Annotated in this window: 14 protein-coding genes; 6 read left to right on the top strand and 8 right to left on the bottom strand. The window is 62.7% G+C overall.

Annotated features, from left to right (window positions below):
• Nucleotides 1–22: 22 nt before the first annotated feature.
• Entirely contained in the window at nt 23–1,291 is a 1,269-nt protein-coding gene (locus Q1V57_RS04135; RefSeq protein WP_300527829.1) for an alpha/beta hydrolase-fold protein, read from the bottom strand.
• A gap of 53 nt (nt 1,292–1,344) precedes the next feature.
• On the opposite strand from Q1V57_RS04135, the gene Q1V57_RS04140 reads away from it, so the two are divergent.
• Nucleotides 1,345–1,980: a lysoplasmalogenase gene (locus tag Q1V57_RS04140; protein ID WP_300527830.1), complete on the top strand. Its 636-nt coding sequence runs from the start codon at nt 1,345–1,347 to the stop codon at nt 1,978–1,980.
• Here the strand turns inward: Q1V57_RS04140 and msrA are convergent, their stop codons facing one another.
• From msrA to Q1V57_RS04165, 5 genes are all read right to left on the bottom strand, one after another.
• Complete coding sequence (gene msrA, locus Q1V57_RS04145; RefSeq protein WP_300527832.1) at nt 1,981–2,505, bottom strand: peptide-methionine (S)-S-oxide reductase MsrA; 525 nt, start codon at nt 2,503–2,505, stop codon at nt 1,981–1,983. It abuts the gene before it with no gap.
• A gap of 130 nt (nt 2,506–2,635) precedes the next feature.
• A complete protein-coding gene (gene rpoH, locus Q1V57_RS04150) occupies nt 2,636–3,523 on the bottom strand; it encodes an RNA polymerase sigma factor RpoH (RefSeq protein ID WP_300527834.1) in 888 nt (295 codons plus the stop codon).
• 162 nt (nt 3,524–3,685) lie between these two features.
• Nucleotides 3,686–4,069, bottom strand: coding sequence for a DUF6768 family protein (locus Q1V57_RS04155; RefSeq protein ID WP_300527837.1), 384 nt, complete (start codon nt 4,067–4,069; stop codon nt 3,686–3,688).
• Nucleotides 4,062–4,634, bottom strand: a complete 573-nt coding sequence (locus Q1V57_RS04160; RefSeq protein ID WP_300527839.1) for an RNA polymerase sigma factor — start codon at nt 4,632–4,634, stop codon at nt 4,062–4,064. Before Q1V57_RS04160 ends, Q1V57_RS04155 begins: the two co-directional genes overlap by 8 nt.
• A gap of 61 nt (nt 4,635–4,695) precedes the next feature.
• Nucleotides 4,696–5,118 carry a hypothetical protein gene (locus Q1V57_RS04165; protein ID WP_300527840.1) on the bottom strand — a complete coding sequence of 141 codons (423 nt, stop codon included), beginning with the start codon at nt 5,116–5,118 and terminating at the stop codon, nt 4,696–4,698.
• A 159-nt stretch (nt 5,119–5,277) separates the two neighbouring features.
• On the opposite strand from Q1V57_RS04165, the gene Q1V57_RS04170 reads away from it, so the two are divergent.
• The gene (locus Q1V57_RS04170; protein ID WP_300527843.1) at nt 5,278–5,808 is read left to right on the top strand and encodes a hypothetical protein; all 531 of its coding nucleotides are present in this window, start codon (nt 5,278–5,280) and stop codon (nt 5,806–5,808) included.
• On the opposite strand, the gene Q1V57_RS04175 is transcribed toward Q1V57_RS04170, so the two are convergent.
• The gene (locus Q1V57_RS04175; RefSeq protein WP_300527845.1) at nt 5,809–6,210 is read right to left on the bottom strand and encodes a hypothetical protein; all 402 of its coding nucleotides are present in this window, start codon (nt 6,208–6,210) and stop codon (nt 5,809–5,811) included. It lies immediately after the preceding gene.
• Between the two features lie 143 nt (nt 6,211–6,353).
• Here Q1V57_RS04175 and Q1V57_RS04180 point away from each other — a divergent pair, with 143 nt between their 5' ends.
• Both Q1V57_RS04180 and Q1V57_RS04185 read left to right on the top strand, forming a co-directional pair.
• The gene (locus Q1V57_RS04180; protein ID WP_300527847.1) at nt 6,354–6,917 is read left to right on the top strand and encodes an NAD(P)H-dependent oxidoreductase; all 564 of its coding nucleotides are present in this window, start codon (nt 6,354–6,356) and stop codon (nt 6,915–6,917) included.
• 108 nt (nt 6,918–7,025) lie between these two features.
• On the top strand, nt 7,026–7,421 hold the full coding sequence (locus Q1V57_RS04185; RefSeq protein ID WP_300527849.1) for a DUF559 domain-containing protein: 396 nt from the start codon (nt 7,026–7,028) through the stop codon (nt 7,419–7,421).
• A 61-nt stretch (nt 7,422–7,482) separates the two neighbouring features.
• Here the strand turns inward: Q1V57_RS04185 and Q1V57_RS04190 are convergent, their stop codons facing one another.
• A complete protein-coding gene (locus Q1V57_RS04190) occupies nt 7,483–7,911 on the bottom strand; it encodes a hypothetical protein (RefSeq protein ID WP_300527852.1) in 429 nt (142 codons plus the stop codon).
• Between the two features lie 167 nt (nt 7,912–8,078).
• Between Q1V57_RS04190 and Q1V57_RS04195 the strand changes: the two genes are divergently transcribed.
• Complete coding sequence (locus Q1V57_RS04195) at nt 8,079–8,417, top strand: hypothetical protein (protein ID WP_300527853.1); 339 nt, start codon at nt 8,079–8,081, stop codon at nt 8,415–8,417.
• 587 nt (nt 8,418–9,004) lie between these two features.
• Nucleotides 9,005–9,523, top strand: coding sequence for a helix-turn-helix transcriptional regulator (locus tag Q1V57_RS04200; protein WP_300527855.1), 519 nt, complete (start codon nt 9,005–9,007; stop codon nt 9,521–9,523).
• Nucleotides 9,524–9,970 lie beyond the last annotated feature (447 nt).

Below are 9,970 nucleotides of genomic sequence, written 5' to 3' on the forward strand. Positions count from 1 at the left end.
CCGGGCGCTGATCGGTCAGAAGCTAGTCGGCGAGAGCGCTGGCGGTTTCGACATCCTCGAACAGCGCGTCCAGACTGGAGGCCAGCGCGCCGCGCCAGCCGGCGGTATCATGGCCGCCGGAGAATTCGCGATACACGGCATCATACCCGGCCGCGCTCAGCGCCTCGGTCATATTGTGATTGGCGCTCTGCATGACATGACCCTGATTGGTCGAGGTCACGACATATTCCAGCGATCCGGCATTGAGGATGAAGCGGGGCGCGGAATCTGTTGCCGGTTCGAGTGTGCGGGCCAGCCACTCCGGAGCCTCCGCCTGCGGCGACCAGTAGAACGAACCCGACATTGAAATCGCGGCGTCGACCTGGGCCGGATTGTCCAGCGCCGCCAGTGTCGCGGCCAAACCGCGCCGGGATGCGCCGGCCAGTGTGAGCGGTCCGGTCATGCCCTTTTCTGCCAGGAAGGGCTGTAGCTCCTGACCGATAAAATCGGACTGGTCCTGATAGCGCTGATCGGCACTTTCCGGATCCAGCTGATCAATCAGCACGACATGGGCCGCTGGCATCCGGCCCTGATCCACCAGGTTTTGCACAATCTCCCAGGCCGGAGCGCGCACGCCCCAGAGGAAGGCATCCCAGATCACGACCACCGGTGCCCCGGCCGGCGGATTACGCACGGCATGATGCTGCAACAGGACGGTGCGCCCGAGGGCTTCACTGTCGAGGGCCAGGGCGTTGGCCGGCTGGCGCTGCATGAACGGCACCGGACGAATGGCCGGATCGACCTCGCGCGGCGCCAGCATCAACACCGTTTCCGCCGCCACGCCGCGCAGACGGCGTGGATTTTCCATATCGGCCATGCGGCGCGGCCCGGTGGTGAGCTCGATCAGGAAGCTGTAGGTCGCCGCCACATCGCGTTGGACGTCCAGCGTCAGGGTCCAGATCTGGGTGTCGCCAAGGGGGGTCAGAGGCAGGGTGAAATCGCGCACATAATCGCTCACCTCGCCGCGCACATAGGGCGCGTTGACGACGCTGTCGAGGCGCACCCCGGTAATGTTCTCATGGCCCTTGAAGGCGAAGGTCACGCGTTTCAGGGACGGATCATCCGGGTGGTCCTCAACCAGCGGCAGGCCGCGGCGGGACAGATCGCGCCACACCTCATCCTCGGCATGAGGACGCGCAGCCAGCACCGCCGCAGCGGCCTCGACCGCCGGCGAGCGCAGCTCCAAAGCCGGGCCTGGCGCGGCGGCAGCCAACACCCAGGCGACACACATGACGTACACGCTTTTCCTCATTGCCGCGGGAGTTTAGCCTGAAAGCTCATAAGGGGAAGAGCCGAGGCAGAACGATGGAATTCAATACGCGGGACAAGATCATCCTGGCCGCATCACTGGCATTCAGCCTGTGCTATCTCATCCTTGGCGATCAGATTGCCTATCCTGCCAATGTCGTCTTCAAGGCGATGGGGATCATCCTGCTGGGCCTGTATGCCTTCCTGCATGGCAAACCCGTGCTCGCCATCGGGCTCTGGCTCGGCTCGGCCGGCGACGCTTTCCTGGCTCTGGAGCCGCAGGAGACGGCGCTGGGCATAGTCTCCTTCGGCCTCGGTCATATCGTCTATATCGTGCTCTTCGCCGGCGTCCTGAAGCAAACCGGATCGCGCGGCCTGCCCGGCTATATCGGCGCCGGACTGCTCGCTGTCTTCGGAGCGGTCATGCTGATCGCGCTGCAACCGCATTTCGGCGAGCTGCGCATCCCGGCCAGCATTTACAACGCCATCATCATGATCATGGCCATCCTCGCCGTGATCGGGCGTGGACCCGGCCTGGCGATTATCGGCGCCCTGCTGTTTGTCGTCTCGGATACGGTCCTGGCCTGGCGCATGTTTGCCGGCGAGCTCCCCTGGGCGGGCTGGCTCGTCTGGGTCACCTATTATCTGGGGCAGGCGGGCATTGCGCTGGGACTGGCCCAGCACAAATCCTGATCAAACCGCTTCGAGAACGCCGTCCGGCAGTTTCCAGTCCGGGCGTACAAAGTGGCAGGTATAGCCGTCCGGATAACGCTCGAGATAATCCTGGTGGAAGTCTTCCGCTTCCCAGAAATCCCCCAGCGGCTCCAGCCGGGTGACAACCTTGCCCGGCCATAACCCGCTCGCCTCTACCGCCTTGATCACGGCCTCGCCGATGCGCTTTTGTTCATCGTCGGCGTAAAAGATCGCCGAGCGATACTGGCTGCCGATATCATTGCCCTGACGGTCAATCGTGGTCGGGTCGTGGATCTGGAAAAAGATCTCGTAGATACGCTTCAGGCTGGTGCGCTCCGGATCAAACACGATCTCGATCGACTCCGCATGCCCGGTATGGCCGGTCTTCACCAGCTCATAGGTCGCGTGAGCGACGCGGCCGCCGGTATATCCGACACGGGTCGAGATCACGCCGGGCTCGCGGCGAATGAGATCCTGCATGCCCCAGAAACAGCCACCGGCCAGGGTCAGGGTTTGCGTCGTCATCATCTCTCTCCCATCGTCGGAAAGCGGCCGGTGCCGCACACTTAATCAATTACGCGTCTTGGCGCGCACATCAAGGCGTACCGGCGGGTCACCCCGCCGGTTTATTCAGTTCGGAATAAGCGGGTGCCGCCTAGTTCAGCAGGCCCTGGTCTTCAGCCATCTCGCGCATCGCCTTTTGCAGTTTTTCAAAGGCGCGCACTTCGATCTGGCGGATGCGCTCACGGCTGACGCCGTAATGCTCGGCCAGTTCTTCCAGCGTCTTGGGCTCTTCACTCAGGCGGCGCTCCTGCAGGATGTGCTGTTCGCGCTCATTGAGCTCGCCCATGGCCGATTGCAGAAGCTGCATCCGGGTGTCGAACTCATCGCTTTCGACGAGCTCGTCTTCCTGGCTTTCCGCATCATCATCGGCCAGCCAGTCCTGCCATTGGCCGTCGCCTTCCGTGCCCTTCAGCGGCGCGTTGAGCGAGGCATCAGGACCGGACAGGCGGCCATTCATGGACACGACATCATCCTGGGTGACACCCAGCTTGGTGGCGATTTCCTCGACCTGGTCGGGTTTAAGATCGCCCTCATCAATCGCCTGCATCTGGCTTTTCATCCGGCGCAGGTTGAAGAAAAGCTTCTTCTGGGCCGCCGTGGTGCCCATTTTCACCAGCGACCAGGAGCGCAGGATGTATTCCTGGATCGAAGCGCGGATCCACCACATGGCGTAGGTCGCCAGGCGGAAACCCTTATCGGGGTCGAATTTCTTTACCGCCTGCATCAGGCCGACATTGCCCTCGGAGATAACCTCCCCGATCGGCAGGCCATAGCCGCGATAGCCCATGGCAATCTTGGCCACGAGGCGAAGGTGAGAGGTGACAAGCTTTTCAGCCGCATCGGTATCGCCATGCTCACGCCAGCTTTTGCCCAGCATGAACTCTTCGTCCTTCTCCAGCATGGGGAAGCGGCGAATTTCCGACAGGTAGCTGGAAAGCCCCTGTTCTGGAGACAGCGTTGCTGCAAGTGCGTTTGCCATAAAACCTATCCTATCCCTTTACCGGCACGCATGGCCAGCCAGCCACTATCCGGTTCGAGGACCTATTTGGGAACGCAACCGGCTAAATGCTAGGGGCTCACGGCGCTGTGAAGCCGAGTTGAACAGAAAAACCCCTCATCCCACTCGGATGCTTGCTGCCACCTATTCCCGGTGCTGATATTTAAGCATCTGTAATTCCATACGCTTCACTTCACGCAACACCTGATTTGTCATGACCTGCTGGAGTAATATTCCGCGCAGGAAAAGGATAATTTGCAAACTGGCAAGACTGCCCAGCCCCCAGCGCAGCGCCATGATGACATCGGCTTGCTGGAAGAAGTTCCAGCCGGTCCAGACAAACAGGCCGAAGAAAATCGGCACCATGATCATCACGATCGCCATGACCCAGCCCAGGCTGCCGGAAAAAATCGAGAAAACCTGGGCGAAGAAGCCCGGCGGCTCAGCATAGCGACCGAGGAGCTTGCGATCCTCATCATCCAGCGCCTCGCTGATCAATTCGTCGAGGTCCTTGTCGGCATTACTCATGGCTGTCTCCATTCTCAGCAGTTTCCAGCGCCGCACGGATTTTGCGGCGGGCGTGCATTAGGCGTGTCTTCACTGTGCCCGCGGGAACATCGAGGACGACCGCGATCTCGGCCACGCTCATTTCCTGGCGGTGGTATAGCGCCATGGCGGAGCGTTGGTCCGGCGGCAACTGGGCCAGGGCCCGGGCCACCTGGTTGAGCTCCAGCCGCTGTTCCAGCTCGGCACTCCCGTCGACGGCCTGTACCGGCTCGGCCTCGATGGCGGCCCGGGTACGGCGGGCACTCTGGCGTTTGCGGATCATCGCTGCCGTCTTGCGGGTGACGATGCGATAGGCCCAGGCCGGAAACGCGGCGCCATCCTGCAAACCGCCCAGCCCGCGCACGATATCCAGCCAAGCTTCCTGCAATACATCCTGCGCTGCATCGGCCTCCCCGCACAGCCGATAGGCATGGCGCAGAAGATCGGGCTGCCAGAGCCGGGCAAGCCGGTCGAACGCCTTTCGATCACCGGCCTGGGCGGCAGCGACGAGGTATTCGCCAAGAACACGCTTTTTATCGCGCCGCATGCGCCGGGCCCTTCCCTTTACGAACGAGTGATCTGCACCGCCGCTTTTCCCTTAGGTGCACTCAAGCGCAGATCGGGTTCAATGCACACGACCAAATTCCGGCCCCATGGATCAAGGCTGCCGCCGCGACGAAGGCAATCAGGGAGAAAACCCGCACCAGCCAGGCCGGGAGATGATCAGCCCACCAGAGTGAGTAGCCAGCATGCCATTGGCGCGGCAGCACCAGGATCACAACCGAGCTGGCGGCGATGAAACTGCCGATCCACATGAATACGGCCGGATAGAGCGCGCTCTTGCTGGCCGCGATCATGGCCAGCCCGAAAGCACCTCGGATCAGCAACTCACCGCAATGAATGAGCAGCGTGCTCGCCGCCTGGCGCAGCAGGAAGAGCGCCCAGTCCGGTTGCACAGCCATCACGGCGCCGACGGCAAAAAGCCAGAGCGCAAACGCGATAATGCCCCAATAGGCGAATTGTTCGATCATGCCCGTCCCTCAATCATCAGGTTCCGGACATAGGTGCGAGGTCGGGTGGGAACGGTTCAATCGGCCTTGCGAAAACTGCGGCAAAATCCCGGCCACGCAAGTCAGGCGGCGTTCATACAGCGTCATGCTAGGATCAGCGCGAACGTCAGGGGAGGCTCAATGATGACCCGTTTCACGCATATTATCGGTGTAAGCGTGTTGGCCGCGGTGTTTACCGCGACCGCCGTCTCAGCCCAGCCGGCTAACCGGCCGCAGCCGCAAGTCCGCCAACAGGCCGAACTGCCCTTGTGCCGCGATGCCGAGCGCGGCCAGCGCTGCGTGACCCGGTCAGGCCAGGAACGTATTCGCGGCCAGCGCGGCGATCGCAATCAGCTTGGTGGTGGCGATCCGGGTTGGGGCGCACAGGGCGGCGAGCCGAACGCACTCGGTGGCGCTGACCCGGGTTGGGGCGTCCGCGATGTCGAGCGCAACGACCTCGGTGGTGGCGAGCCCGGCTGGGGCGCCCAGGAAAGTGAGCCGAACGAGCTGGGGGGTGGCGAGCCGGGATGGGGGCGACCGGCGCCGGAACAGTTTGGCGGCGATGAACCCACGTGGGTTGATCGCGCCCCGCAGGCCGAGGCGCCCTCGCTCATCCTCCAGGATACACGCGATATCGCTCAGGAACCGGATGACGGCCCGGATCGGCGCTAGCTAGCCCGCCTTTGCCGGCGGCACTTCCAGGCGCAGATAGCCGCGCTCGACCATGCGCCGCATGGCGTCATAGGCCTCGGACAGCTCTTCATAGGCGGCGCGAAGCAGGGACAGGCGCTCGACCTCGGTTTTTTCCAGCGGCGAGCGGCTGCGCGCAGCCGACATGGCGGCATCGACCCAGGCGCTGCGGGCCTTGGAGGCAGACAGGGCCAGATTCTGGAAATCCTCGATACCGACCGTATGGATCGTCTTTTTCAGCACGGCCTGATTGGCGGCAAAGACCGTGTAGTCGATCTGTTCGAGATGGCCGCGCAGCTTGCGCTGTTCCGCCGGGCTCTGAACCAGGTCCGGCTCGAAACGGTCCGATACGCTGCGATAGCTGGAGGTTACGGTTTTCGACATCACCCATTCTCCTCTCTGGAGCCTATGAAAGCCACATTACCCGTCAGGGTTTAAGCAAGTTTGAAGGCATGCCTTCCAGCTTCCCGGGCTGACAATCCGCACGCGGCGCCCTAAATGGCGATCAACAGCACTGGAGCGCGCCAATGTCTTCCCCGAAAATTCTCGTCATCCCCGGATCAGCCCGTAAGGACAGTTTCAACCGCAAGCTGGCGGTCCATACGGCGAAGGTGGTCGAGGCCAGCGGCGGCGAGGCGACGCTCCTGGACATGAATGCGTTCGATGCGCCGCTCTATCATGGCGACCTGGAAACCGAGCACGGCATGCCGGAACGCATGCAGCTCCTGCGTCGCCTGATCAAGGAGCACGACGCGCTGATCGTGATCAGCCCGGAATATAACGGCCACGTCCCGCCCCTGCTCGTGAACGCCTTCGACTGGGTGTCGCGCCCCGACGGCGAGGACAAGGCCAATGCCTTTGCGGGCAAGACAGCGGCCGTGATGGCGGCCTCGCCGGGCCGGCTGGGCGGCATACGCATGCTGCCTCGCCTGCGCGCTTTCCTGAGCGATCTCGGTGTCTTGTGCCTGCCCAGCCAAGTCGCGCTCGGCACTGCCTTTTCCGCCTTCGATGATGGGGGCAAGCTGACCGATGAGCGAGCCGCACAGCAGGTGGAGACCGTGGTCGCGCGCCTGATCGAGCTCAACCGCTGATCAAGACAGCGTGACGGCGATCACGCGCACACCCGGATGACAGCGCTAAAATCGTTTCAGTTCAACGCTTAAAGAGTTTGTCTCTCAAGCGTGCAGCCGGAGCGTGACGTGTCCAATTCCTCTGTTCGCCTGTCTGACCCGTCCAGCGCCCGCGACAGCCGCCCGCGCCGGTATCAGGATGCCCGCATCGCGTTGTGGAAGCGCATCTGCGCGCGCCAGCTTGGCGGATATGATTTTCGCCCGGATGCCGTAATCGCCGGCCACACGGTCGATTTCGCCTGCGAGACGGCTCATCTGGCGATCGATATCCATTCCGGCGACACGGCTGAAGCCGCCGTCTTCGACGAGGCGCGCATCGCCGACATCGAGGCCTCCGGCTATCTGGTGCTGCATATCTGGCAGAATGATATTCTGCACGAGCCGGACAAGCTGATGCCGATGATCGCCCGCGCCCTGACCTGGCGCGGTAGCGATCCGGATGCCGACGGCCGGGCGCCCGGTTGAACCGGTTCGGGCTTAAGATCGCCGCCGTAGCGAGACTGGCCAGAAAGCCTGAGTTGATGGACTAGACCAGGCGCCGCCTCTGGCGCCAGATCAGGCTGACAAGCAGCACTTCGGCCGCGAAGGTGAACATCCAGGTGCCCGATGCATCGAACTGATTGTTCGCCGCCAGCAGGATGTAATCCATCAGATTGGCCGCCAGCCCGGCCAGGGCGACGACGAAAACCAGGCGCTGGCGCAGGACCAGCAGGACGGCGATGACCGGCTTGGTGAGCCACCAGACATAGAACACCGCCACACTCAACGGGCTCAGCGATGCGGTGAAGTCATAGGCATCGAAGGGCACCAGCCCGTGCGGCCAGATGGCCATGCGAACAGCCAGATCGAGCACGCCCCAGAAACTCGTATACGCCAGCAGCGCCAGCAGAACGCCGATCAGGGCAAGATATTCAATCCGGCGCAGTTTAGCGGATGAACGGGCGGAGGGGGGCAAGCAGGGTCTCGGCGATGTTTTTTTTCTTACTATAGCGTTAGTCCGTCACGGCTACTAGGCCAGCCTGCGCAAGCGAAATTCTCCTGTCAGGAGAGTCGCGATGCGTTTATTCAAAACCTGAATTAACTGTAATGTTCAGCTCACACGTCCTGGGGGGACTATAGCGCATGCGTATTTTGGCTTTCATTCTGCTGGCGGCTCTGGCCGGCGGCATTGCTTTCACCACCATGATGACCGAGGTCGACACGCTTGAGGGCGACACCGCCGAAGCGGTTGAAGCCGAGGCCAGCGAAACCGAAGCAAGCGAAGCTCCGGCAGAAGACGCCGCTGAGGCCGCCGGCGATGCGGTCGACGCCATGGCCGAGGATACTGCGGAGACGCTCGACCAGGCGGCCGGCGATGCCGAAGAAGCGATCGAAGACGCCGCGGACGACATGGCCGAAGACATGGCCGACGCCGTTGAGGCCGAAGGCGATGCTGAAAGCGATGACGGCGGCGACGAGTAAGCGCCTCCCGCGCCAGAAATAACGAACCGCCGGTCCAGGTCCGGACCGGCGGCTCTTATGGTCGCGATTTTCGGGTTTGGCCTGGATCAAGGGACATGCCCTGTCGACCCGCTATCGCTTGGCCGTGAAAAGCGTCAGGCGCGCCGGGCTGCCTTTGCGTCCGCGCACTTTTCCGACCCAAGACCCAAACCGGTAAAACCACTGATCATCGGATCACCTCCTTTCGCTTGTTGATGTTGGACAGCACGCTAGCATGCTTTGCACACCCGGCAAGCGTGCCCCTCCCTCCTCGCCCTTGATGGGCGAGGCCCCGCGAAGTGGTGGAGTGGGTGCAACGGCGAAGCCGCGCACAAAAAGCCGTCTCCATCGTCATCAGTCTTTCGTGCGCCTGCGGCGCGCACCCACTCCGTCTCGCCGCTGCGCGACGATCCACCTCGCCCATCGAGGGCGAGGAGGGACGTCTCAAGGCCACCCCCATTGCTTTCTCCCACTGTCATTGTCACCTTCGCGTCGCCTGCGTGTCGTGGGCGACAGGGCTTGGGGCGGCCTAAAAACCGGGCCTGCAATTGCTACGGAGACGAACAGGCATGGGCCAGATGACGGGTCTGAAATCGCTGCGCCTTGAAAAAGGCTGGTCGCAGGAACAGCTCGCGGAAATCAGCGGGCTGAGCGAACGCACCATCCAGCGCGCCGAACGCGGCGAGACGCCCAGCCTGGAAACCCTGCGCGCCCTGGCCGCAAGTTTCGAGCTGACCTCCGGGCAATTGCGTGACCTGATGCAATCATCCAAGGAAAATCCGCCCATGCCTGCCAATGACACCGCTACTCCTATCGACACCCCTGTCGATACCCCGGCCGCTCAAACACGCCCGGACAGCCCCGGCGAACCGCTGCTCAGCCTCGCCTGGAAACGCGTCCTCCTGGCCGGCGGCGCCTATATCGTGCTGATCACCTGGTTCGCCCTGATGCAGATGTTCTTCGGCTGGGATCCCGAACTCCTGCCCTTCATCGCCCTGACCGGCGCCGGCGTCCTGGCCACGGTCATCTTCACCGTCATCGGCAAGGACAAGGCAGGCGCTCAAGATGGCGACGACGAGGCGCGCTAGCCTCAGCGCCCCTCATCCGGGACCTGCCTGCCCTCGCGGACGCGGGGAATCCAGGACCTCGAAAAGCAAAGCTCTACGCCCACCCTCTTCTTGGGGAGAGGTGGCCCGGCGCACCGCGCCGGGGCGGAGCGGGGGAAGACACCGCCTTCGAAGGTCTCCGCTACCACCCTCATCCGCCCTTCGGGCACCTTCTCCCGCGCGGGAGAAGGGGAGCGCCCAATCCACATCCCCCCATACACCTCATGCAGGAAAGGGGGCCGTGTTGAAGCCGGGCGGTCAAGGGTCTCAACCGGGCCCCGGCGCTGCGCGCCCTGGACCGCCCGGCTACACCACGGCGAGCTGGCTGGCATGGGGTTTAAGGGGAAGTCTTGGGGCTGGGTATTTGTCCCGGTTTAATCTTCATTTTTCAATGTCGACTGTTCCGAAACGGTAACGAAGTGTGAATCC

Origin of the sequence: Maricaulis sp. (assembly GCF_030149425.1) — a bacterium.
Classification (GTDB): domain Bacteria; phylum Pseudomonadota; class Alphaproteobacteria; order Caulobacterales; family Maricaulaceae; genus Maricaulis.

What these genes read in the sequence shown, in the direction of transcription:
- msrA (WP_300527832.1), bottom strand. Translation starts at nt 2,505, where the DNA reads ATGACGACGCAAACCCTGACCCTGGCCGGTGGCTGTTTCTGGGGCATG.
- Q1V57_RS04170 (WP_300527843.1), top strand. Translation starts at nt 5,278, where the DNA reads ATGATGACCCGTTTCACGCATATTATCGGTGTAAGCGTGTTGGCCGCG.
- Q1V57_RS04140 (WP_300527830.1), top strand. Translation starts at nt 1,345, where the DNA reads ATGGAATTCAATACGCGGGACAAGATCATCCTGGCCGCATCACTGGCA.
- Q1V57_RS04200 (WP_300527855.1), top strand. Translation starts at nt 9,005, where the DNA reads ATGGGCCAGATGACGGGTCTGAAATCGCTGCGCCTTGAAAAAGGCTGG.
- Q1V57_RS04180 (WP_300527847.1), top strand. Translation starts at nt 6,354, where the DNA reads ATGTCTTCCCCGAAAATTCTCGTCATCCCCGGATCAGCCCGTAAGGAC.
- Q1V57_RS04160 (WP_300527839.1), bottom strand. Translation starts at nt 4,634, where the DNA reads ATGCGGCGCGATAAAAAGCGTGTTCTTGGCGAATACCTCGTCGCTGCC.
- Q1V57_RS04155 (WP_300527837.1), bottom strand. Translation starts at nt 4,069, where the DNA reads ATGAGTAATGCCGACAAGGACCTCGACGAATTGATCAGCGAGGCGCTG.
- Q1V57_RS04175 (WP_300527845.1), bottom strand. Translation starts at nt 6,210, where the DNA reads ATGTCGAAAACCGTAACCTCCAGCTATCGCAGCGTATCGGACCGTTTC.
- rpoH (WP_300527834.1), bottom strand. Translation starts at nt 3,523, where the DNA reads ATGGCAAACGCACTTGCAGCAACGCTGTCTCCAGAACAGGGGCTTTCC.
- Q1V57_RS04165 (WP_300527840.1), bottom strand. Translation starts at nt 5,118, where the DNA reads ATGATCGAACAATTCGCCTATTGGGGCATTATCGCGTTTGCGCTCTGG.
- Q1V57_RS04135 (WP_300527829.1), bottom strand. Translation starts at nt 1,291, where the DNA reads ATGAGGAAAAGCGTGTACGTCATGTGTGTCGCCTGGGTGTTGGCTGCC.
- Q1V57_RS04195 (WP_300527853.1), top strand. Translation starts at nt 8,079, where the DNA reads ATGCGTATTTTGGCTTTCATTCTGCTGGCGGCTCTGGCCGGCGGCATT.